General features: G+C 68.7%; 22 protein-coding genes. 5 read left to right on the top strand and 17 right to left on the bottom strand.

Going from position 1 to position 21,635, the window contains the following annotated elements:
* Window positions 1-24: 24 nt before the first annotated feature.
* From QE449_RS03680 to QE449_RS03645, 8 genes are all read right to left on the bottom strand, one after another.
* Complete coding sequence (locus QE449_RS03680) at window positions 25-126, bottom strand: 30S ribosomal protein bS22 (protein ID WP_003402602.1); 102 nt, start codon at window positions 124-126, stop codon at window positions 25-27.
* 263 nt (window positions 127-389) lie between these two features.
* The gene (locus QE449_RS03675; protein ID WP_027504502.1) at window positions 390-635 is read right to left on the bottom strand and encodes a helix-turn-helix domain-containing protein; all 246 of its coding nucleotides are present in this window, start codon (window positions 633-635) and stop codon (window positions 390-392) included.
* Window positions 636-758: 123 nt separating this feature from the next.
* Complete coding sequence (gene proC, locus QE449_RS03670) at window positions 759-1,574, bottom strand: pyrroline-5-carboxylate reductase (protein WP_056441616.1); 816 nt, start codon at window positions 1,572-1,574, stop codon at window positions 759-761.
* A 61-nt stretch (window positions 1,575-1,635) separates the two neighbouring features.
* The gene (locus tag QE449_RS03665) at window positions 1,636-2,487 is read right to left on the bottom strand and encodes a thioesterase family protein (protein WP_373428254.1); all 852 of its coding nucleotides are present in this window, start codon (window positions 2,485-2,487) and stop codon (window positions 1,636-1,638) included.
* Entirely contained in the window at window positions 2,484-3,191 is a 708-nt protein-coding gene (locus QE449_RS03660; RefSeq protein ID WP_307109668.1) for a MerR family transcriptional regulator, read from the bottom strand. Before QE449_RS03660 ends, QE449_RS03665 begins: the two co-directional genes overlap by 4 nt.
* Before the next feature lie 90 nt (window positions 3,192-3,281).
* Window positions 3,282-4,136 carry a sugar phosphate isomerase/epimerase gene (locus QE449_RS03655; protein ID WP_231476212.1) on the bottom strand — a complete coding sequence of 285 codons (855 nt, stop codon included), beginning with the start codon at window positions 4,134-4,136 and terminating at the stop codon, window positions 3,282-3,284.
* The gene (locus tag QE449_RS03650; protein ID WP_307108233.1) at window positions 4,133-5,149 is read right to left on the bottom strand and encodes a Yip1 family protein; all 1,017 of its coding nucleotides are present in this window, start codon (window positions 5,147-5,149) and stop codon (window positions 4,133-4,135) included. Before QE449_RS03650 ends, QE449_RS03655 begins: the two co-directional genes overlap by 4 nt.
* Window positions 5,146-6,102 (bottom strand): Ppx/GppA phosphatase family protein, encoded by a 957-nt coding sequence (locus QE449_RS03645; protein WP_307108232.1) that lies wholly within the window; start codon window positions 6,100-6,102, stop codon window positions 5,146-5,148. Before QE449_RS03645 ends, QE449_RS03650 begins: the two co-directional genes overlap by 4 nt.
* A 154-nt stretch (window positions 6,103-6,256) precedes the next feature.
* Between QE449_RS03645 and QE449_RS03640 the strand changes: the two genes are divergently transcribed.
* The gene (locus tag QE449_RS03640; protein ID WP_027504496.1) at window positions 6,257-7,057 is read left to right on the top strand and encodes a hypothetical protein; all 801 of its coding nucleotides are present in this window, start codon (window positions 6,257-6,259) and stop codon (window positions 7,055-7,057) included.
* A 182-nt stretch (window positions 7,058-7,239) separates the two neighbouring features.
* On the top strand, window positions 7,240-8,109 hold the full coding sequence (locus QE449_RS03635; RefSeq protein WP_307108231.1) for a DUF559 domain-containing protein: 870 nt from the start codon (window positions 7,240-7,242) through the stop codon (window positions 8,107-8,109).
* Between the two features lie 80 nt (window positions 8,110-8,189).
* Here QE449_RS03635 and QE449_RS03630 read toward each other — a convergent pair whose 3' ends face one another.
* From QE449_RS03630 to QE449_RS03620, 3 genes are all read right to left on the bottom strand, one after another.
* Window positions 8,190-8,873 carry a response regulator transcription factor gene (locus QE449_RS03630; RefSeq protein ID WP_027504494.1) on the bottom strand — a complete coding sequence of 228 codons (684 nt, stop codon included), beginning with the start codon at window positions 8,871-8,873 and terminating at the stop codon, window positions 8,190-8,192.
* Between the two features lie 16 nt (window positions 8,874-8,889).
* Entirely contained in the window at window positions 8,890-10,059 is a 1,170-nt protein-coding gene (locus QE449_RS03625; RefSeq protein ID WP_027504493.1) for a cell wall metabolism sensor histidine kinase WalK, read from the bottom strand.
* Between the two features lie 105 nt (window positions 10,060-10,164).
* Complete coding sequence (locus QE449_RS03620) at window positions 10,165-10,920, bottom strand: phosphoglyceromutase (protein WP_027504492.1); 756 nt, start codon at window positions 10,918-10,920, stop codon at window positions 10,165-10,167.
* 125 nt (window positions 10,921-11,045) lie between these two features.
* Here QE449_RS03620 and QE449_RS03615 point away from each other — a divergent pair, with 125 nt between their 5' ends.
* Complete coding sequence (locus QE449_RS03615; protein ID WP_307108230.1) at window positions 11,046-11,864, top strand: triacylglycerol lipase; 819 nt, start codon at window positions 11,046-11,048, stop codon at window positions 11,862-11,864.
* On the opposite strand, the gene QE449_RS03610 is transcribed toward QE449_RS03615, so the two are convergent.
* The 4 genes from QE449_RS03610 to mshA all read right to left on the bottom strand — a co-directional run bounded on the left by QE449_RS03610 (window position 11,861) and on the right by mshA (window position 17,058).
* Entirely contained in the window at window positions 11,861-13,327 is a 1,467-nt protein-coding gene (locus QE449_RS03610; protein WP_307108229.1) for a carboxylesterase/lipase family protein, read from the bottom strand. The two genes, QE449_RS03615 and QE449_RS03610, sit on opposite strands and share 4 nt — an antisense overlap.
* Window positions 13,328-13,425: 98 nt before the next feature.
* Window positions 13,426-15,027 (bottom strand): AMP-binding protein, encoded by a 1,602-nt coding sequence (locus QE449_RS03605; RefSeq protein WP_027506349.1) that lies wholly within the window; start codon window positions 15,025-15,027, stop codon window positions 13,426-13,428.
* Window positions 15,028-15,157: 130 nt separating this feature from the next.
* Window positions 15,158-15,715, bottom strand: coding sequence for a YbjN domain-containing protein (locus QE449_RS03600; RefSeq protein WP_037186136.1), 558 nt, complete (start codon window positions 15,713-15,715; stop codon window positions 15,158-15,160).
* The gene (mshA, locus tag QE449_RS03595; RefSeq protein WP_222631922.1) at window positions 15,712-17,058 is read right to left on the bottom strand and encodes a D-inositol-3-phosphate glycosyltransferase; all 1,347 of its coding nucleotides are present in this window, start codon (window positions 17,056-17,058) and stop codon (window positions 15,712-15,714) included. The genes QE449_RS03600 and mshA overlap by 4 nt, the downstream gene beginning before the upstream one ends.
* 177 nt (window positions 17,059-17,235) lie before the next feature.
* Here mshA and QE449_RS03590 point away from each other — a divergent pair, with 177 nt between their 5' ends.
* Window positions 17,236-18,732, top strand: coding sequence for a DUF222 domain-containing protein (locus QE449_RS03590; RefSeq protein WP_307108228.1), 1,497 nt, complete (start codon window positions 17,236-17,238; stop codon window positions 18,730-18,732).
* Between the two features lie 19 nt (window positions 18,733-18,751).
* Here the strand turns inward: QE449_RS03590 and QE449_RS03585 are convergent, their stop codons facing one another.
* Complete coding sequence (locus tag QE449_RS03585) at window positions 18,752-19,579, bottom strand: alpha/beta fold hydrolase (protein WP_307108227.1); 828 nt, start codon at window positions 19,577-19,579, stop codon at window positions 18,752-18,754.
* An 89-nt stretch (window positions 19,580-19,668) separates the two neighbouring features.
* On the opposite strand from QE449_RS03585, the gene QE449_RS03580 reads away from it, so the two are divergent.
* Complete coding sequence (locus tag QE449_RS03580) at window positions 19,669-20,892, top strand: alkane 1-monooxygenase (RefSeq protein ID WP_307108226.1); 1,224 nt, start codon at window positions 19,669-19,671, stop codon at window positions 20,890-20,892.
* On the opposite strand, the gene QE449_RS03575 is transcribed toward QE449_RS03580, so the two are convergent.
* On the bottom strand, window positions 20,893-21,621 hold the full coding sequence (locus tag QE449_RS03575; RefSeq protein ID WP_307108225.1) for a hypothetical protein: 729 nt from the start codon (window positions 21,619-21,621) through the stop codon (window positions 20,893-20,895).
* Between the last annotated feature and the right edge of the window lie 14 nt (window positions 21,622-21,635).

Here is a 21,635-nt window from a genome sequence, read left to right as displayed (position 1 = left end):
GAAGTCGTCGCGATCCCTAGCGGATCACTTACCCAATTTCCTGCGCTGAACGCGGGTGCGGCGAAGCAGCTTGCGGTGCTTCTTCTTCGACATGCGCTTGCGACGCTTCTTGATCACTGAACCCATGCGGGTGTCCTCGCGTTCTTTCGTCTCTGTACAGCTGCACTGCTGATACCGCTGCTGGTGCTGTTCGGTCGTCGGCGGACACGGCAGTGACGGGACTGCGCGCTCACGCGACTCAGCCCCATCATACCCAGCTCACACGACCACCCTCGACCGGCCTCCGCAGCAGCGGCGCACGCCCGAACCGTCCGATTCCGATGAACCGTGCCGATGCCCTTCCCCGGGCATGCACCGTTCCACGTGGAACAGACGGGACGAGGCGTGCGTCAGCCTGCGTCGAAGTAGGACGTCTCCAGGTAGTCGTGCACCGCCTTCGCATGCACTCGGAACGAACGGCCCACACGAACGGCGGGCAGCTCGCCACCGTGCACCAGGCGGTACACGGTCATCTTGGACACCCTCATCAGTGAGGCAACTTCTGCCACCGTGAGGAACTGGGTTCCGGCCACAGCCGGTTGGCCGTCGTGGGACGAGCTCTTGCTCGACCCGGACGGCTTGTTGACGGATTCCATAAATCCACATACCTCCGGCACGCCCGCGCTGCCGGCTTCCCCTCCGGCAGAACAGACACGCACGTGCTGCAGCGAGCTTAGCGGGACTCGAGTGACAAAAGCGACGGGTGGGGGGACCAATATTTATTCGACCGGTGAACCGAGAGCCGTTCCCCGCGCCTTGGCGGCGTCGATCGCGTCGAGAAGCGCAGCTCGGAAGCCCTTTCGCTCCAACTGGGCGATGGCCGCGGCCGTGGTGCCGCCGGGAGACGTCACACCGGCGCGGAGCTCCTGCGGTGACTCGTCCGAGCGATCGAGCATCGCCGCGGAGCCCACCATCGTCTGGACGACCAGTGTCGTGGCGGTGTCGCGAGGCAGTCCGAGACCCACGGCGGCGTCGATCATGGCCTCGGCCATGAGGAAGAAGTAGGCGGGTCCGGATCCGGAGACGGCGGTGACCGCGTCGATCTTGTCCTCGGACACGACGGCCGTCTTCCCGACGGTGCCGAGCAGCTTGCGCACCGTCTCGATGTGCTCCGAGCGGGCATGGCGGCCGGGGGCCAGCACGCTCATCGCCTCGCCCACCAACATCGGGGTGTTGGGCATGACACGGACGATCGGGATGCCCGCGGGCAGCTTCGGCTCGTAGCGCGACGCGGTGACGCCGGCGGCCATCGTCACGATGATCTGCTCGCGCTCCCCGTTGAGCTCGGCCTTGGACATCTGGGTGATCACCGAGTCGACGTCGTCGGGCTTCACCGCGACGACGATGACGTCGGCGCCCTCGATCGCGTCGATCACGCTGGTGGTCCGAATGCCGAACTGGGTGGCCACCGCGTCCGCGCGGGCCGGGTACTTCTCCGCCAGCACCACGTTGCCGGTGGGCAACCCGCCCTCGATCAGTCCTGCGATCAACGCCTCACCGATCCGGCCGCCGCCGATCACCGCAATTCTCGTCATGCGCTCAGCGTGCCATGCCGCGGGTGGCGATCGGCAGGGTGTCGCGGTCCCTCGGTCGGGCTCAGGTCGCGAGCGGCACCATGGCCAGCTGTCGGCTCTGCACCACCACGGCACCGGTGGAGTCGACGATGGTGTGGTCCTCCTCGAACCAGGAACCGCCGAGCACGGTGCTCGACGACTTCACGCGCAGCCAGCCGGGTGCCGGGGTGTGACGCAGGTACGTCGTGAGCTGGACCGTCGGAGCCCAGCCGAAGAGGCCGCGATTCATCGTCACGGGCGGGCAGATGTCGCCGGCCATGATGGCGAACAGCGCCGCGGTGACGGGATCGTTCTCGTCGTCGGGCCGCGGCCGGACCCACATGCGGATCTCCGCCGACCCCTGCGCGCCGGTCAGGAAGTGCGCGGCGGTGGGATCGAGACGCATGTCGCAGCCCGTCGCGACGTGGACGACGTCCGCCATCGGGTGACCGGGCGCCACTCGAGCGGCCGAGTCCGGCGGCTCGACGGCCATGTCGAGGACCGACGCCAGCGACGACTCGTGCTCCTGGTGCACGGGCGCTCCGCTGTCCGGCGTGCCGAGCGTGACCACGCTCCGCACCGCGGGACGACCGTTCTGCAGCAACACCGCGTCGACGTGCACCACGCGCCGACCACGCTTGAGCACCGTCGTCTCGACCGTCACCGGGCCGGGATCGGGCGCCGCGAGGTAGCTGGCGCTGACGGCGAGCGGAGTGAGCTCGATCGGGTCGTCGTCCAGCGCGAGACGCTGACTGGCGGCCGCGGCACAGACACTCATCATGGCGCCGCCGTGCACCTTGGGGCCGATGGTCCACGTCGGGTCGATGCTGCCCTCGAACAGATCCGTGTCGGTGCGATCGAGTGTGGTGAGGGTGCGGAACGGGGCGTCGGTCACTGGTCGCTCGAATCTGTCGTCGGGTGGGGCCGGTCGGGAAGGCCGGAGGCCGGCCGGGCGAGTCGGTCGGGAAGGCCGGTCGGGGCGAAGTGCTGCTGGGCGAGGTCGTGGTGCGCGAGGCGGCGCAGGGCGGTGACCACCGGTTCGTAGAGCACCGTCCCGAGGACGGCGAAGCGCACGGCGTCGCGTGGCTCGGTGTGGTCGAGCACCCGCGCCCACTCCCCCTCCGCGATCACGCGCACGGCACGGGCGTACGCGACGACGTCGTCGTCGGATAGCGGGACGCCCGCAGCGTCGGCGGCGGCGAGGGAGTGGTCGAGCTGACGAGCTGCCGAACTGTCGGTCGGGAGATCGGCGGCGGCGTGGCCGAGCCGTTCCAGGATCCGCGAGGTACGCGGCGCCGGACCCGGGTCGACTCCGTCCTGCCCCGCGTCGTCGAGGTAGGGCGGGAGCGCACCGAGTGCCCGGCTCATCGCGGGATGGACGTCGCCGGTCGCCTCGTCGAGGGCCGCGAGCACCGTCCTGATCCGTCCGAGAGGAAGGGAGGCGCCGGTCAGGGCCTTGATCAACCGGAGGCGGTCGAGGTGCTCGTCGGTGTACTCGGACACCGTCGTCGCGCCGACCCCGGGCATGAGGAGCCCTTCGCGGAGGTAGAACTTGATCGTGGGTCGCGGGACCCCGGACCGTTCGACCAGCTCGGACATGCGCACCGGTCGAACTCTAGACCACAGTGGATAGTGCGACTATCCGAGGGTGCGATCTTCCGAGAGTGCGGACTTCAGAGGTGAGGGACGTCAGAGGTGCTGCCGGGCGAACGCCAACGATCGTTCGAGTGCGGCCGACCGCTCGGTGGCGGTCCGCGCGTTCTGGGTGTTGATCTCGAGCACGGCCTGACCGTCGAAGCCTCGCGCGACCAGCGCCTGGCAGACCTCCGCGACCGGCTGCGTGCCGTCGCCGGGCACGAGGTGTTCGTCGACGGAGGCGCCGCGGCCGTCCGCGAGATGCAGATGCTTGAGCCCGGCGCCCATGCGCTCGGACAGCGCCACGGCATCGAGCCCGGACGTCGCGGTGTGCGAGAAGTCCAGCGTGTAGTGCTGGTGGCCCACGTCGGTCGGGTCGTAGGACGGCGCGAACGCGGTGAACCCGATGCCCGGCTTCCCGCCGCGCTTCTCGAGCCGTTTCACCGAGCCGGTGCCCGCACCGAAGAGCCGGTCCGCGCGCATCGGGAACATGTTCTCGACGGCGACGACCATGCCCTCGTTGTCGGACTCGAGCTCGGCGACCTGGTCGGGAAAACCGTCGGCGTAGATGCGTTGCCACCGGAACGGCGGGTGCACCACCACGGTGGACGCGCCGAGCGCCTCGGCAGCGTGGACCGAGCGCACCAGCTTCGAGACCGGATCCGAACCCCACACCCGCTGGGTGATCAGCAGGCACGGTGCGTGCAGCGCCAGAACCGGAACGCCGTACGCGCGGCTGAGCTGCTTGATCGCACCGACGTCCTGGCTGATCGGCTCGGCCCACACCATGAGCTCGATCCCGTCGAAGCCGAGCTCCGCGGCGAAGCGGAACGCGGACTCGGTGTTCTGCGGATAGACCGAGGCCGTGGACAACCCCACCGGAACGTGCCGGCGACCGGGCGTCGTCACGTGGTGCTGAGCATGAAGGCCAGCGGGCCCAGAGTGACGAATCCGCCCACGACCACCGCCAGCAGGATCGACACGATGTCGTCGGTGCGGCGCAGCACACGCACCACGGCCACGAGTCCGACGATGACGAAGAACGCGAGGACCAGGGCGACCCAGGGCAGCATCTCCCACAGTCGCTCGAACCCCTTGAACAGGAGCGCGCCGAGCACGATAGCCACGATGCCCTGGCCGATCAGCGACAACCACTGCTTGACCGGGCTGCGGGACTTCGACGGCGCCACCGGTGCGTCCTCGACGGGTTCCGCATCGGTGGGGGTCGCGAGATCGGCCTCGTCGGCCGTGTCGGTGGCGATCGTGTCCGGGTTCTCGGAATCCTCGGTCACTGCCGGGACGATCGTGGTCACCGCGTCGTTCTCGGCCGTGACCTCGTCGGCGTCGACCTCCGGCTCGGCCGGCGTCGACCGCTGCTGCTCAGGAGCGCCGGGCCGATCGGAAGCGGGACGCTCCTGCGCCGGCCGCTCGGGTGCGAGCGCACGCTCCTCGGTGGAGGCGCGCAGGCGGTCGACCGCCACGGACGGAGCGCCGGAGAACAGCGCGGGTTCGGGCCGAGCGGAACGGGCGGCACCGAACGCAGGGGTCGGGCGGGCCTGCTGCTCACGGCGGCGGTCGTCGATCCGGGGCGTGGTCCGTGTGGGCTCGGGTGCCGGGGCGGGCCGCTCGGGCTCGGCGTCGCGGGTCGACTCCTCGGCCTCGGCCTGCCGCGGCTGGTCCTGCGGCGACTCGGTCTCGGGCGACGCGTCGGTCTCGTCGTCGGGCGCCTCGGCCGGGGTCTCGTCGCGGACGATCGGGATCTCGCCGGTCAGCTCGGCGACGGAGATCCCGCCGGCCATGCCGCGTCGACGTCGACCGCCACCGGACTGCGTGTCCACCTTGGCGCCGTTGCGCGCGAGCAGTTCCGCCACCGACACCTGTCCGGTGTCGGCCGCGCCACTTCCGTTGTTGTCGTCACTCATGTCTCTCGAGTCTCCACCACATCGCCGAACGTCTCCGTGTCCAGCTTGCGCAGGATCAATCCCTCACGCAGCGCCCACGGACAGATCTCCAACGAATCGATCGACAGCGCGCGCATGCTCGCCTCGGCGACCAGTGCTCCGGCCACCATCTGTCGTGATCGATCCGAACTCACGCCTTCCAATTCTGCACGGTCCGCCGAGGTCATCCTCGAGATGAACGAGATGACCTGACGCAGGCCGTCGGCCGTCAGGGTCCTGACGACACGGGGGCCGGCAGCCGACGGAGCGGCACCGGTCAATCGAGCCAACGAGCGGAAGGTCTTCGACGTTCCCACCGCCCGGTCGGGCAGCCCCGGCTCGAGCAGCTTCTTCGCCGGTTCGACGAGTTCCGCGTCGAGCCAGTCACGCAGCACGGCGACCCGCCGCTTGCCGGGAGGATCCTCGGCCAGCCAGTCGCGCGTCAGTCGGCCGGCCCCGAGGGGAAGCGACATCGCCACGTCCGGGTTCTCGTCGATCCCGGTGCTGAGCTCGAGGGATCCGCCGCCGATGTCGAGGTCGAGGATGCGCCCGGCACTCCAGCCGTACCACCGACGCACGGCCAGGAACGTCAGACGCGACTCGTCCTCGCCGGAGAGGACCTGCAGGCTCACGCCGGTCTCGTCGCGCACTCGGTTCAGGACGGCGGTCGAGTTGCGGGCGTCGCGGACGGCCGACGTGGCGAACGCCATGAGCTCGCCGCAGCCCGACGATGTGGCGATCGACGAGAAGTCGGCGACCGTCCGCACCAGTCGATCGGAGCCGGACTGGGTGATGTCACCGGCGTCGTCGGTGTTCTCCGCCAGGCGCAGGGCAGCCTTGGTGGAGCTCATCGGTGTCGGGTGACCGCCGCGGTGAGCGTCGACCACGAGCAGATGAACTGTGTTGCTTCCGACGTCGAGCACCCCTAACCGCACAGGGAACACCGTACTGGGTCTAGCGTCGTGGCTTGTGACACGTGCTGAGAAGGCGGGTAGGCCGGAGGCCGGCCGGGCCGCAAAGCAGACGACGAGCGTGGGCGACGAGGCCGGACGGCGGTCTGGCGAGGCCACCGGACGGCCCGCGGACGTGCTGGAACCCGCGGCGACCCACAAACTCGATCCCGCACCCGAGGTGGCGCCGGACTTCCCGCGCGAGTGGGTCGAGTTCGTCGATCCGACCAACCCCGAGCACGTCGTCCGCGCGGATCTGACGTGGTTGCTGTCGAGTTGGACGTGCGTCTTCGGAACCCCCGCGTGCCAGGGAACGGTCCCCGATCGGCCCGACGACGGGTGCTGCTCGCACGGAGCGTTCCTGTCGGACGACGACGACCACGCCAAGCTCGTCGCCTCCGTCGAGATGCTCACGCCGGACGACTGGCAGTTCTTCGACAAGGGGCACGGCAAGAAGGGCTTCGTCGAGGTCGACGACCTCGAGGGCGAGCAGGCGCTGCGCACCCGCAAGTACAAGGGTGCGTGCATCTTTCTCAACCGACCGGGCTTCGAGGGCGGCATCGGGTGCGCACTGCACCGGATGGCGCTGCGCACCGGCGTCGAACCCCTCGAGGTGAAGCCCGACGTCTGCTGGCAGCTGCCCATCCGCCGCACCCAGGACTGGGTGACGCGCCCCGACGGTGTCGAGATCCTGCAGACCGTCGTCGGCGAGTACGACCGACGCGGCTGGGGTGAGGGCGGCGCCGACCTCAGTTGGTACTGCACCGCCTCCCCCGACGCACACGTCGGCTCGAAGGCGGTCTGGCAGTCGTACGCGCCAGAGCTGACGGAGCTGCTCGGCAAGGACGTCTACACCGAACTCGCCGCGCTGTGTCGGCGTCGGCAGGGCTTGGGGTTGATCGCCGTGCACCCCGCGACCCGCGAGGCTCAGCGCACGTAGTCCCGTCAATGCCCCGCGAGTACGTCGAAAGTGCCGTGATCTCGGCGCTCGCCGCAGCACTTTCGACGTACTCGCCGGGGCTTGGTCAAGCTTCATCCACAGGCACCCCGTCATCCCCACGGCACTGGCGAGTTGCTCGATCGACGCGGCGCCTGTCGGTGCAGCTCGTGACGGTCTGCGCCATGGACCCCACACTCGTCGACGCAATGAGAGCCAACGGCGGCTTCCTGCACACGACCTATCTCCTCCGACGCATGTCCCCGAGCCGCGTGCGGTGGCTGGTGCACACTCGTCAGCTGACCCGCGTACGGCACGGGCTGTACGCGGTCGGAACGCTCCCTGTCTCGGCGCGACTCGACGCTCTGAGCATCGAGCTCGGAACGCGGGTCGCCGCATCAATGGACACGGCGGCGGCGATGCACGGTTTCGACCTCGACCAGACGCAGCAATTACATGCGGTGGAGCCGGACGATCGGCGCATCGAGAGCAGACCAGGGGTGGTGGTGCACCAGCGACGGGGTGCACCATTGGTGGAGGTCGGCACCCGATTGGTCGTGGAGCCGGCCTGGACTGCTGTCGAGGTCGCACGGCAACGTGCCCCTGGTCGCGCGCTCGCCGTTCTCGACGCCGCGGCCCGGGTGGGCTGCGAACCCGGATCGCTGGAACGAGCAGTCGATGCGCAACGGGGGCGGCGGGGCATCGTCGAGGTCCGCCGTCTGGCACCGCTCGTCGACCGAAGATCCGGCTCACCGATGGAGTCGGAGACGCGCCTGGTGCTGCACGACGGCCACCTTCCGGCACCCGAGTTGCAGTGGCCCGTGATGCACGGACTCGGCATCTTCTATCTCGACCTCGCTTGGCCAGCACGACGATTCGCGGTGGAATACGACGGCGACGAATTCCACGGAACGCCCGATAGCGTCCGACGCGACAAGGCCCGTCTTGCGCTGCTCGCTGATGAAGGCTGGCGAGTTCTGCAGATCACGTCGGACGATGTACGGCGCGAACCCGATGTCCTGGTCGGTCGTGTCCGCCGGCTACTCGCCGCCTGATGTCCGCGAATACGCCGAAAGTGTCGTGATCAACGGATCTGCAGCGACACTTTCGACGTGCTCGCCGAAATCGAACGGCCTCACTCCTCGAGCTTGTACCCCAGTCCACGCACCGTGACGAGGTGCACGGGCTTCGCGGGGTCCGTCTCGATCTTCGAGCGCAACCGCTTCACGTGGACGTCCAGCGTCTTCGTGTCGCCCACGTAGTCGGCGCCCCACACACGGTCGATCAACTGTCCGCGGGTGAGCACTCGACCAGAGTTGCGGAGCAGGTACTCCAACAGGTCGAACTCCTTGAGCGGCAACGTGATCTGCTGCCCGCCGACCATGACGACGTGGCGCTCGACGTCCATGCGCACCGGCCCGGCCTCGAGGATGCTGTTGTCGTCGATCTCCTCGGTGTCGGATCCACGCCGCAGGACCGCACGGATGCGCGCGATGAGTTCACGGGAGGAGTACGGCTTGGTGACGTAGTCGTCGGCACCGAGCTCGAGGCCGACAACCTTGTCGATCTCGCTGTCGCGCGCGGTGACCATGATGACCGGCACACCGGAGCGGCTGCGCAGGTGCTTGCACACGTCGGTGCCGCTCATGCCCGGCAGCATGAGGTCGAGCAGGACGATGTCCGCTCCCACGCGATCGAACTCGGCGAGGGCGGAGGGGCCGTCGCCGACGACGGTCGCGTCGAACCCTTCCTTGCGGAGCAGGAACGCCAGCGGGTCGGCCAGCGATTCTTCGTCTTCGACGATGAGCACGCTCGTCATGGGGTGTCCTTCTCGGTCATGACGGCTCGCCGTCGTCTTCGATGTGAGCAGGAATGAGGAGCGTGAAGGTCGAGCCCGTCCCGGGCTTGCTCCACAGCTCGATGCGGCCGTTGTGGTTGGCGGCGACGTGCTTGGCGATGGCCAGTCCCAGACCGGTACCGCCGGTGGCCCGCGACCGCGCCTTGTCGACGCGGAAGAAGCGCTCGAACACGCGCTCCTGGTCCTCCTTGGCGATGCCGATGCCGCGGTCGGTGACCGAGAAGGCCACCATGCTCTGTGGGCCCGTCGCATCGTCGTCACGCAGGGACCGCGTCACCGACACGGGAGACCCCTTCGGGGAGTATGCGATGGCGTTCTCGACGAGGTTGGACAGTGCGGTGACCAGCAGGGTCTGATCGCCGAGCACCTCGAGTCCGCTCGGTCGGTCCGTCGTGACGACGATGCCCGTGGCCTCGGCCTTGAGAGCCGAACGCGAGAGCGCGCTCTTGACCACGGTGTCGACGTCGACGACGTCGAGATCGGGGAGCTTCTCGGCACCCTGCAGACGGGACAGCGAGATGAGTTCGCTGACCATGTTGCCCAGGCGCGTGGACTCGTCGAGCATCCGCTCACCGAATCGCTGGACCGACTCGGGATCGTCGCGCGACTGCAGCAGCGCCTCGGCCAGCAGGCTGATGGCGCCGACGGGGGTCTTGAGTTCGTGGCTGACGTTCGCGACGAAGTCCCGCCGCGTGGCCTCCATGCGGACCTGCTCGGAGTCGTCGTCGGCGAACAGGACGACGAACCGGCGATCCTCCTGGGAGAGCAGCTGCGCGTGCCCCTTCACGGCGATGCCGGCGCGCCCGCGGGCGTCGAGAACCGTGAGGTCGACCTCGACGTGGTCACCGGTCTCGAGGACCCTGGTGGCGGCCTTCCAGGCCCGATCGTCGAGCGACCGACCGCGGACGAGGCCGAGCTCCTCGGCGCGCGGATTGAACAGCACGACGTCGTGGAACTGGTCGACGACGGCGATACCGCTGTGCGCGGCCAGCACGATGAGGTCGAGGACCTGGGACATCGTCAGCCCGTTGTCGCGGGTCTGACGCAGGACGTGGCGGGAGTTCAGATACGGGATCAGCACTCCACCGACGAGGTACCCACCGAACGCCGCGACGGCGGCGATCAGTACGACGGTCGGAGTGGTCACGGGCCGATCGTACGGTCACACGACCGTGCACCGACGCACGGTGGGCCGGGTTTTCCGGCCGTCACCGCACGTCCGGCGCACGTTCGCACCGCGTTCATCGAGTCGTTACTTCTTGCCCTGGTTCGCCACTGCCGCGGCTCCGGCCGCAGCGGCCTCCGGGTCGAGGTAGGTGCCGCCCGGCACGGTGGGAACGAGCTTGTCGCCCGACTCCGTGAGGTCGTACTGCAGCGGGATGCCGGTGGGGATGTTGAGCCCCGCGATGTCCGCGTCGGAGATGCCGTCGAGGTACTTGACCAGGGCGCGCAGCGAGTTGCCGTGGGCGGCGATCATGACCGTCTTCCCTGCCCGCAGCTCGGGGACGATGACGTCCTCGTAGTACGGAACGAAGCGTTCGACGACGTCCTTCAGGCACTCGGTCAGCGGCACGCTGTCGAGATCGGCGTAGCGCGGATCGGCGTCCTGGCTGTACTCGGAGCCGACCTCGATGGGGGGCGGCGGGGTGTCGTAGCTACGACGCCACAGCATGAACTGCTCGTCGCCGTACTTCTCCTTGGTCGCCGCCTTGTCGAGACCCTGCAGTGCGCCGTAGTGCCGCTCGTTCAGACGCCAGTCGCGGACGACCGGGATCCAGTGCCGATCGGCCGCGTCGAGCGCGAGGTTCGCGGTGCTGATGGCGCGACGCAGAAGCGAGGTGTACAGCACGTCGGGAAGCACACCGGCCTCCTTGATCAGCTCGCCGGCACGCTTCCCCTCCGCCTCACCCTTGGCGGTCAGGCGCACGTCCTGCCATCCGGTGAACTGGTTGGACGCGTTCCACTCGCTCTCGCCGTGGCGGAGAAGGATCAGGGTTCCGATGCTCATGCCGCCCAGTTTCTCACGATGCCGTCGGCGGGACGACCGGTCGGGCGCGCCGCAGGTCGTGCGGGGTGCGCAGCAGGAACTGCGCTTCCGCCGAGCCGAACTGGCGTGACCGCTAGCCTCTGCTGATGAGAACCCGCTGGGCAGTGGCGCTGGCGGCGTGCGCGTGGCTCGCGTGCGCCCCGACCGCAACGGCCGATCCGCTGCCCGTCGACTACAACTTCTTCAGCGGCTTCCCGGCGGAGATCGCGAACCCGGGCGGATCGCTGCCCGGGACCAACGACTTCTCGTGCGCGCCGACGGCGGAGCACCCGAATCCGGTGATCCTGGTGCACGGGACGGGGACCGGGCAGCAGACCGGGTGGGGCGTGTACGCGCCGCTGCTGAAGAACGAGGGGTACTGCGTCTTCGCTCCGACGTACGGTGCGCTGCCGGGTGCGTGGCCGATCAGCGCGATCGGTGGCCTCGGTCCGGTTCCCGAGAAGGGAGCACAGTTCGCGGCGTTCGTCGACGAGGTGCTGTCCGCGACGGGCGCCGAGAAGGTCGACATCGTCGGACACTCGCAGGGCACGGTGCTGCCCAACTACTACGCGCAGGTGCTCGGCGGAGCGGACGACATCGACAGGTACGTCTCGCTGGCCCCGCTGTGGAAGGGGTCGGGCCCGTCGCAGCTCGCGTGGCCCGACGCGTCGTACCGCTACGCGCCGGGCATCACGTACACGAACATCATGACCCGGTACGACGAGGTGGTGGTCCCGTACACCGACGGCTACGTCGAGGCTCCGAACGCGACCAACATCGTCGTACAGGACACGTGCGACGTCGACTACTCCGAGCATGCCGGCATCGTCGGGTCGCCGAGGGCCGCGGCGTTCGTGCTGAACGCTCTCGACCCCGCGCACCCGCGACCCGTGCCCTGCGAGTTCGTCCCGCCCTTCACCGGCTAGCGCGCACCGTCCCACACCGTGCGGGTGTCGGGCCGCGGGTCGTTCACCACGGCCGACTCCGTCCCGAACATCTTCACCGTGCGCTCGGACCCGTACTGCGCCCAGCCGGGATCGCCGTCGCGCACGAAGTCGACCCAGACGCGGTGCATCTCGTCGGCGACCGCCTGCGGCGGGTTCGGCCCCGTGATGCGGGCGGTCTCGGGCTTGCCCAGCACGTCGAAGACGAACGGGATCTCGAGCGCGTGGCACGCGCCGAGGTTCCCGTCGAACAGCGGTGAGCGCCAGGTGAACTCGTAGACGTGGGCCGGGTGCACCTCGGCGACGCGCACGGCGGGGATGCGGAAGAACCAGTCGGTCATGACCGCGATCATGAGTTCACCGGGCGAGGCGTCCGGATACCGATCGCGGTACGTGTCGAGCACCGACGGGTCCAGTCGATACCCGGCGAGCACCGTCCGCAGGTAGTCCTCGGTGATGTGCGGAACGATGCCGGCGGGCACGAGGAAGAACGCGTGCTCCTCACTGGTGGTGCCGAGCAGGAGTTCGACGTCGGCGCCCGCACCGTCGGCGATGCGCGAATACGGCAGCGCAGGAACGACATCACCGTCGATGCACGGCTCGAACGCCATCATGTTCAGTGCCACCTCACCCCACGCGCCGCTCGACGCCTCCGTGGCGATGCGATCGGACAGGGTGCGCTGGGCGTCGACGAGGGCGTCGACGGGTACCGAGCCGAGCCCCTCCACCGTCGCCGGAACGCCGAGGGCCGACGCCAGCGCGGCCGAGACGGTGCCCGCGGTCTCCGCCGAGATGACGTGATGGCCGGCGCCGCTCTGCAGGACCGCGCGGTGGAACAGCCCCTCCGCGCGGGGCATCGACAGCAGCGTGCCGACGCTCATGGCACCCGCGGACTCTCCCGCGACGGTCACCCGCGCCGGATCGCCGCCGTACGACGCGATGTGGTCCCGGACCCATTCGAGCGCCGCGACCTGGTCCAGCAGACCACGATTGGCGGGAGCGCCCTCGATCTGCGCGAAGCCGTCCACGCCGAGCCGGTAGTTGATCACCACGGCGACGACGCCGTCCCGCGCGAAGGCGGTGCCGTCGTAGGCGGGTACTGCGTTGCTGCCGTTCACGAAGGCGCCGCCGTGGATCCACACGAACACGGGCGCGGAGCCGGCGACGTCCGGCGAGTACACGGCGACGTTCAGGCACTCCTCGCCGGGCACCACGGGCTCGCTGAGGATCTCGCTGGTGGGCGGCCGGTACCCGACCTTCGGGACGGTGGCGCCGTGCTCGAGGGCGTCGCGCGTGCCGGACCAGCGCGGCGGCGCGGTGGGCGCCTGGAACCGGTGCGGGCCGAACGGCGCCTCGGCGTAGGGAACGCCGAGGAACGAGGCGATGCCGTTGTCGGTGCGACCGCGCACCTGGCCCTGGGGTGTATCGACGGTGATCGTGTCCATGGCTCATGAGTACCACCCCGAGTGCCCCCACACCCCTCACATGACGCGAACACCCTCTCCAGCACGCTGGAGAGGGTGTTCGGGTGGTACAGGGAGTGTCAGCCGGCGGCAGGCTCGGCCGCCCGCAGATCCTTGCGCAGGATCTTGCCGGACGCCGACTTCGGCACCGTGTCGATGAACTGCACGCGGCGAACCTTCTTGTGCGGCGACACCTTCTCGGACACGAACGTCATGACGTCGTCCTCGGTGAGCTCGGCGCCCTGCTGCAGCACGACGAACGCCTTCGGTACCTCTTCGCCCTCGTCGTCGAGCACGCCGATGACGGCCGCGTCGGCGATCTGCGGGTGCGTGAGCAGCAGCGACTCGAGCTCGGCGGGCGGCACCTGGTAGCCCTTGTACTTGATCAGCTCCTTGAGCCGGTCCACGATGCTGACGCACCCACGACCGTCGACGACGGCGATGTCGCCGGTGTGCAGGTACCCGTCCGCGTCGAGCGTCTCGGCCGTCGCAGCGTCGTTGTTCAGGTATCCGGCCATGACGTTCGGGCCCTTGATCCACAGCTCACCGGGCTCGCTGACCTTGTCCGAGCCGGGCTCCGGGTAGGCCACCTCCTCGCCGGTGGCCGGATCGACGAGCTTGTTCTCCGAGTTGGCGACGGCGGTGCCGCAGCTGCTCAGCGGCATGTCGTCACCGTCGAACGGGATGGCGTGCGAGACGGGGCTCAGCTCGCTCATGCCGTAACCCTGACGCACCTTGGTCTTCAGTCGCTTCGCGACGGCGTTGCCCAGGTTCTCGTCGAGGGCGGCAGCACCGGAGAACACCATCCGCACGCTGGAGATGTCGTACTGGTCCACCATCGGGTGCTTGGCCAGTGCGACGGCGACGGGCGGCGCGATGAAGAGGTAGGTGATCTTCTTCTCGGTGGTGAGGCTCAGGAACTGTTCGAGATCGAAGCGCGGCATCGTGACCAGCGACGCGCGCACCTTGAGGCCGAGGTTGAGCAGCACGGTCATGCCGTAGATGTGGAAGAACGGCAGCACGGCGAGCAGGACGTCGTCCCGGTTCGCGCCCATGCGCGGCTCGATCTGCGACACGTTGGCCACCAGGTTGCGGTGCGTGAGCATGACGCCCTTCGGCCGTCCCGTGGTGCCCGAGGAGTAGGGCAGCACCGCGAGGTGGGTCGACGGGTCGAAGCTGACGTCGGGCGCCTGTGCACCCTCGGTGAGGAGGTCACGCAGCGACTCGTGGCCCTCCGCGCCGTCGAGCACGACGATGCGATCGGCCGACAGACCGACCTGCTCCGCAGCGGCCTTCGCCTGCGGGAGCAGCGGCGAGACCGTGAAGATCATGGTCGCGGACGAGTCCGTGAGCTGCTTCGCGATGTCCTCGGCGTTGTACAGAGCATTGATCGTCGTGGCGATCGCACCGGCGCGCAGGATGCCGTGGAACACCGACGCGAACGCCGGCACGTTGGGCGAGTGCACCGCGACCACGTCGCCGACCTTCACTCCGCGCGAGGCGAGTGCGCCTGCGACACCGTTGATCTGACCGACGAGAGTGCGGTAGTCGGTGACGGCGCCGCTGGGGCCGTCGATCAGGGCGGGGCGCGCGAGGTCGTCCTCGGTGAGGTCACCGAAGAGGAACTCGTAGACGCTCTGCTCGGGAATCTCGACGTCGGGGTACGGGCTGCGGAAACTCATGGAACTCCTCATCGGCACAGCAGGGACGACAGAAAGGCAACCTTAATGTGTCGGGCGGTCACATAAACATCCTTCGGACATTCCGGGTGACAGCCATCACACGAAGGAGCCTACCTGCACGGTGTCCGAATCAGTCCCGGTCGTCGTCGTCCGCTCGGTCCGCCGGCTGCACCCAGGACGTGGGCCCGTCGTCCGGCCTGCCGTTCACCAGATGCTCGAACGCCTTCAGGTTGTTCAGCGACTCGCCGCGCGAGACGCGCCACGCCCACTCGCGGCGGATGGACTCGGCGAAGCCCAGTTCGAGCAGCACGTTGAAATCGCCGTCGGCCGCCTCGAGCACCTGCCCGAGGATGCGGTCGATCTCGTCTCCCGTGACCGCGTGCGTCGACATCTTGCCGACGAGGTAGATGTCACCGATCTTGTCGATCGTGTAGTGCACTCCGTACAGACGGCGGTTGCGCCGCAACAGGTATCGGTACACGCCCTCGAAGTTCTCGTCGGGCTTGCGGCACACGAAGGCCTCGATGCGAACGCCGTGGTTGCCGACCGTCAGCATCGTCGAGGTCTTGAGCTTCTTCTCACCGGGAAGGTCCACGACGAACTGCGTGTCGGTGGCCCGGGAGTAGTCCAACTCCCGGTCGGCCAACACCGAGTCGATCAGTTCCGTCACCTGGTCGGTCGTCGTCACAGCGCTCTCACCGGTCCTGTCCGTCGTAGTCGCCACAGACCACGGGGTCTGCGAGGCGAGAACTCACCCGTCGGTCTCTCGACACCCGCGGTACGGCCGAATCTCCACGCCGCGCGGGCGTAGGTGTCCAGCAACGCGTCCGAGGTGTGTTCCCACGAGAAGTTCTCCGCATGTCGTGAGGCATTCGACGCCATCACGGTGCGCAGACGGTCGTCGGCGAGCAACGACTGCACCGCGGTGGCCCAGTCGGCCGGATCGTGGCCCTGCACCAGCACGCCGGTCTCCCCGTCCCGCACGGCCACACCGAGGCCCCCGACGTCCGCGGCGACCACCGGGACACCGCACGCCTGGGCCTCGATGGCCACGAGACCGAAGGACTCCGAATAACTGGGCACCGCAACGAGATCCGACGCGCGGTAGACGTCCGCCAGCCTGTCCGGGGGTTGCGGCGGGAGGAACGTCACCCGATCCTCGATGCCCAGCCGGCGACTCAGCTCGATGAGGGAGTCGGGCCGTTCCAGACCGGTGCCCGACGGGCCACCGACCACCAGCACGCGCACGCGCGACGACGGGTCCCGCCGGTGGATCTCGGCGACGGCCGCGACGAGGACGTCCGGCGCCTTGAGAGGTTGGATCCGTCCCACGAACGTCACGAGAGGGTCGTCGGCGTCCAGCCCCAGGGAGCGTCGAGCGGCGGCGCGATCGCCCGGCCGGAACATGCTCAGGTCCGCTCCCGGCGCGACGACGTCGATCTTGTCCTCGGCCGCGTCGTACAGATCGACGAGGGCCCGGGCCTCGTCGAGAGTGTTGGCCGTGAGCCGATCGGCTTCCTCGACGACCTGCTTCTCACCGATGCGGCGGGCCGCCGGTTCCGGCTTGTCCCCCGCCGCCACCGACAGATTCTTCACCGCGGCGAGCGTGTGCGCGGTGTGCACCAAGGGGACCTTCCACCGGTCGCGGGCGAGCCAGCCGACCTGCCCCGACAACCAGTAGTGCGAGTGGATCATGTCGTAGTGGCCCGGCTCGTGCCGTGCCTCCTCGCGCAGGACGCCCGCGGCGAAGGCGCAGAGCTGGGTGGGCAGGTCGTGCTTGTCGAGACCCTCGAACGGGCCGGCCGCGATGCTGCGCACCAGTACGCCGGGCGCGGCCTCGACCACGGGTTCGTCACGGGAGGACGTGGCCCGGGTGAAGATCTCCACCTCGACTCCGCGCGCCGCCATCTGCACGGCGGTCTGCAGGACGTACACGTTCATGCCGCCCGCGTCCCCCGTGCCGGGCTGCGCCAGCGGAGACGTGTGCAGCGACAACACGGCTACCCGATGCGGGCTGTGACGGCGGACCACCGCTCCAGTGTGCCCTGTCCGATTGCGTCGCAGGTGCGCGCCCACCCGGCCATCCCCCTACGAGCGTGCCGACACATGCGCGGGAACCCGCCGACATTCACAGCGCCGGGAACACGTACGCCACTGCCCCGCGGGAGTCATGGAAACATGTCGGAGGACCCTGCTACCTTCGCACACATGTTCGAACAGGGGTGGGCGACGCAGGATCCGGAGGCCATGGGCCTACCCGGAACGCTCCTCGACGCACCCGTGAACACCCTCCTGTCCACGATGTCCTACGCCTCGGCCGGACTGTCCTATCTCGAATGGACCCGATACCGGGCCGCAGCGGAACTGCACACTCAGCTCGTCGTTCCTCACGAGATGTCCGATCACCGCCGGATGGATGCGACGACTCACTGCGCCGCCCGCATCTCGGCCGTCCTGTCCGTCAGCCAGGGCGCCGGAGAAGGCATCCTGACCCGCGCAATTGCACTCCGAGACCGGCTTCCCCGCGTAGCCGAGTGCCTCCGCGACGGCCTCATCGCCCCCAAACACGTCCACACCATCATCGGCCGAACCGACCTCGTCGACGGCACCACGTACGTGCGGGAAGTCGACACCGAGATCGCCGCGGCCCTACAGCGACGCGGCTCGTGGTCGGACAAACGCATGCGGGACATGATCGACCGCATCGTCTACCGCCACGATCCCGACGCCGTCAGGGAACGACGTGTGCTCGCCGAGAACAACCGCAGCTTCTGGATCGACGCGGGACCCGACGGCATGGCATACCTGGGCGCAACCATGACAGCCGACAATGCCGTCGTCGTCGCTGCCGCGGTGGAGGAGTTGGCCGGACGCGTGTGTCGCAAGGATCCTCGCAGCAAGGGCGCCCGTTCCAGCGACGCCCTGTTCGCCCTCGCCACCCGCACAGCGTACGAGTGCCAGTGCGACGATCCGGACTGCTCCGCGCCCGGGTGGACCGGTGAGGACGGCCTGCTCACGTCATTCATCGTGCACGTCGTCACGGACTCCACCACCATGGCCGGCGACACCGCCGCCGACGGCAATCCAGGGTTCCTCGTCGGCCACGGCGTCATCTCGCCCGACCACGTCGCCGACCTCGCCGATCGTGCCGACGCCGTCATCCGCCCCGTCTCGACCACCAACCCCGCATCACAGCCCGCCGATCCGTACCGCCCCTCCAGCGCCCTCGACACGTTCGTGCGCATTCGCGACCAGTACTGCACCTGGCCCGGCTGCAACCGTGGGGTGTGGACCGGCGATCTCGACCACATCGCGGAGTACGACCATGAGAATCCCGACGGCGGCGGCCAGACGACCGACGTCAACCTCGGCGGCAAATGCAGGTTCCACCACAACGTGAAGACGTTCGGCGACTTCGTCGACGATCAGTACACCGAGGACGACACGGGACGCGTCGTCTCCACCGTCACCACGCCCGAGGGCCTCGTCGTCCCGGGGCCGGCGCACAACGGATACGACATTCACCCCGGACTCGCCGACGTCACCTTCAAGACGCCCGATCCTCCACCACCGAGTCCGCCCCGCACTCCCCCCAGCAGACGCCGCACACGTCTGGCGGACAAACATGCCCGCCGGAGGAACGAACGCAACCGCAACCGACGGGCCCGCGAAGTCGCCGACACCGACGACCCCCCACCGTTCTGACATGCATCACGTGTGTGGACTAACCCAGAGAGTCGACGAAACCCGCCAGCTCGGACAGGAAGCGGGCCGGGTCGGCGACGAACGGACCGTGATCGACGCCCTCCCACCACGAGGTCGACGCACCGGGCACGACGGAGGCGGTGTGCCGACCCGCGCCGACGTCCACCACCGTGTCCGCCGTTCCGTGCATCACCAGGGTGGGGACGTCCAGCGCCGCCAGCGTCTCGTCGTGTCCCACGTCGCGCCGGAACACCGCGGACCGCACGCGTGGACGCGTCGCCAGGCTGGCGCCGAACAGTGCCTGAGCTGCGGCGCCGTGTCCTTCGCCGGGTCCGGTGAGGGCGTTGCCGAAACTCGCGAGCGCCCTGATGGCCACGCGCGAGTCCTCGCTCATCGCGCCGGGGATCGCCGCACGCATCGCCGTGCCGACGGCGCCGCCGGGTCGGTCCGGACCGATCGCGGTGATCGCCGCGACGAACACGACACCCGCCACCGCACCGGTGCCGTACACCGACAGGTAGTCGCACAGCACCAGACCGCCGTAGGACCAGCCCAGCAGGACCGCACCCGAGCGGATGCCCTCCTGCTCGAGAACGGCGTGCACGTCCCCGGCCCACAGCGCGGACCGGTCGTAACCGACGTCGGGGGCACCGGACATGCCGTGCCCGCGCAGGTCCACCGCGATGACGCGGTACCGCTCGGACAGGTCGGCGAGGAGGTCGTCGCCCCAGCAGGCTCCGGTCTGGGCCCAGCCGTGCAGCAGCACCAACGGTCGAGCCGAGACGTCTCCCGTGACGCGGTAGACCAGGGATGTTCCGTCGCGCCCGAGCGCCTCTCGTATTGCCATGCCACCAACATATTGGGCGCACGTTGTGGGATGTCAGAAGGGCTCATGCAGCGGCCTGAGCAGCGTCGACTCGTCGGTAAAGTTCCGTCGTGACCGAAACACACCAGCGCTCCATCTCGCCGAAGACGGGCGAATGGCGTGACCTCAACCGGTACTACTGGCCGTGGGCTCTCATCGCTCCGATGCTTCCGCTCATCTCCGTGGGCATCGTCTTCGGGCTGCAGTGGTGGGCACCGGGAGTGTCACAGGTCGCGTGGTGGTCGGGTCCCCTGTTCCTCTACGTCGTGGTCCCCATCGCGGATCGCATCGTCGTCCCGTTCGACGAGAATCCGCCCGAGGATCTGGTCGAGTCTCTCGAGGCCGACTTCTGGTATCGCGGCTGCGTCTACGCCTACATCCCCATGCAGTTCTTCGGCATCGGGCTGTCGTCCCATCTACTGACGGCCGACGACCTCTCGTGGCTCGGGCTCGAGAACGGCCTGTCACTCGCCTCGAAGATCGGCGTGGCGCTGACCATCGGACTCGTCGGCGGCATCGGCATCAACACGGCGCACGAGCTCGGTCACAAGAAGGTCGAGTACGAACAGTGGCTCTCGCGCATCGTGCTCGCGCAGAGCTTCTACGGGCACTTCTACGTCGAACACAATCGCGGGCATCACGTCCGGGTCGCCACTCCGGAGGATCCGGCGAGCTCGCGTCTCGGTGAGACCCTGTGGCAGTTCTACCCCCGCAGCGTTCTCGGCGGATTCCGTTCCGGGTGGGCACTCGAGCGTGATCGTCTGCACCGCACCGGGAAGCGCACCTTCTCCTTCTCGAACGCGAATCTCACCGCCTGGCTCATGAGCCTCGCCCTGTGGGGTGCGCTGGTCGGCGTGTTCGGTGTCGAACTGCTGCCGTTCCTGGTTCTGCAGGCGGTGTACGGGATCTCGCTGCTCGAGGCCGTCAACTACCTCGAGCACTACGGGCTGCTGCGGCGCACCAAGGAGAACGGACGCTACGAGCGCTGCACTCCGGAACACAGCTGGAACAGCGACTACGCCGTCTCCGACATCTTCCTCTACCACCTGCAACGACACAGCGACCATCACGCCAACCCCACGCGCCGGTACCAGGTGCTGCGGAGCATGCCCGAATCTCCGCAGCTCCCAGCGGGTTACGCGCCACTGATCCTCGTGTCGTACTTCCCGTTCCTGTGGCGGGCGCTGATGGACAAGCGCGTGGTCGCGCACTACGACGGCGACCTCCGGCGCTCCAACATCCAGCCCGCGAAGCGGGAGAAGTACCTCGCGAAGTTCCCCGCGCCGACGCGGTAGCTACTTCTTCCGGCGCCGACTACCGCCGTGCCAGTCCTGCTGCACGCCCGCCTCGTCCTCGCTCACACCGAGAGCCCGCAGCTGGGGTAGCTCCCGCAGACTGCGCTTCAGCTCCGCGAATCCCGGGAACCGTGCCAGTCCCACGACGTGGTCCCACAACTCCACCGCGTCGTCGTCCGACGGGAGCCGGCTGATGACCGGGCCGAAGAACGCCACGCCCTCGGGCGGCTCGACGTGGATGATCGGTGTTCCGACGTCCTTGCCCGTGAGCGACAGCGCCTCGTCTGTCGACGCCTGGATCTCCTCGTCGAACGACGTGTCGTCCAGTGCCCGGACGTGATGCTCGGGCAGGCCGAGGCCGGCGAGGATCGGTGCGAGGAACTCGGCCGTTCCGCGGTGCGCGTGAGCACCGGCCTCGTCGGGCACCGGCTCCGCATCGAAGATCCGCGCGCCGAGCGCGGCGTACAGCGGGCCCATCGCCTCCCGGCCGTGCTCGGCCCGCACGCTCGCGGCAGCCCGGAGCAGCCGGAGCCCCGCAGTGTGTCCCGCCTCGTACTCCGGCGGGAAGTGCGTCGCGTAGTCGATGCGCGCGTTGAGTTGTCGCAGAGAGATGAAGCTCCAGTCGACGGTGTAGTCCCGTTGCGCCTGGACGAGGCGGACCCACCTGCTGGTCATCCAGGCGAACGGGCACACCGGGTCGAAGTAGAACCGGAGATCGGGTGCTGTCATGTCCGCAGTATTCC

The organism is Rhodococcus sp. SORGH_AS_0303 (genome assembly GCF_030819335.1).
Classification (GTDB): Bacteria; Actinomycetota; Actinomycetes; order Mycobacteriales; family Mycobacteriaceae; genus Rhodococcoides.
Note: the sequence above shows the minus strand (reverse complement) of the source record. Positions and strands in the feature narration are given on the sequence as shown.

Coding starts and splice junctions, on each gene's coding strand:
- QE449_RS03615 (WP_307108230.1), top strand. CDS start 11,046: ATGAGAACCCGCTGGGCAGTGGCGCTGGCGGCGTGCGCGTGGCTCGCG.
- QE449_RS03605 (WP_027506349.1), bottom strand. CDS start 15,027: ATGAGTTTCCGCAGCCCGTACCCCGACGTCGAGATTCCCGAGCAGAGC.
- QE449_RS03590 (WP_307108228.1), top strand. CDS start 17,236: ATGTTCGAACAGGGGTGGGCGACGCAGGATCCGGAGGCCATGGGCCTA.
- QE449_RS03610 (WP_307108229.1), bottom strand. CDS start 13,327: ATGGACACGATCACCGTCGATACACCCCAGGGCCAGGTGCGCGGTCGC.
- QE449_RS03575 (WP_307108225.1), bottom strand. CDS start 21,621: ATGACAGCACCCGATCTCCGGTTCTACTTCGACCCGGTGTGCCCGTTC.
- QE449_RS03635 (WP_307108231.1), top strand. CDS start 7,240: ATGGACCCCACACTCGTCGACGCAATGAGAGCCAACGGCGGCTTCCTG.
- QE449_RS03660 (WP_307109668.1), bottom strand. CDS start 3,191: ATGTCCGAGCTGGTCGAACGGTCCGGGGTCCCGCGACCCACGATCAAG.
- QE449_RS03680 (WP_003402602.1), bottom strand. CDS start 126: ATGGGTTCAGTGATCAAGAAGCGTCGCAAGCGCATGTCGAAGAAGAAG.
- QE449_RS03630 (WP_027504494.1), bottom strand. CDS start 8,873: ATGACGAGCGTGCTCATCGTCGAAGACGAAGAATCGCTGGCCGACCCG.
- QE449_RS03620 (WP_027504492.1), bottom strand. CDS start 10,920: ATGAGCATCGGAACCCTGATCCTTCTCCGCCACGGCGAGAGCGAGTGG.
- proC (WP_056441616.1), bottom strand. CDS start 1,574: ATGACGAGAATTGCGGTGATCGGCGGCGGCCGGATCGGTGAGGCGTTG.
- QE449_RS03650 (WP_307108233.1), bottom strand. CDS start 5,149: ATGAGTGACGACAACAACGGAAGTGGCGCGGCCGACACCGGACAGGTG.
- QE449_RS03585 (WP_307108227.1), bottom strand. CDS start 19,579: ATGGCAATACGAGAGGCGCTCGGGCGCGACGGAACATCCCTGGTCTAC.
- QE449_RS03675 (WP_027504502.1), bottom strand. CDS start 635: ATGGAATCCGTCAACAAGCCGTCCGGGTCGAGCAAGAGCTCGTCCCAC.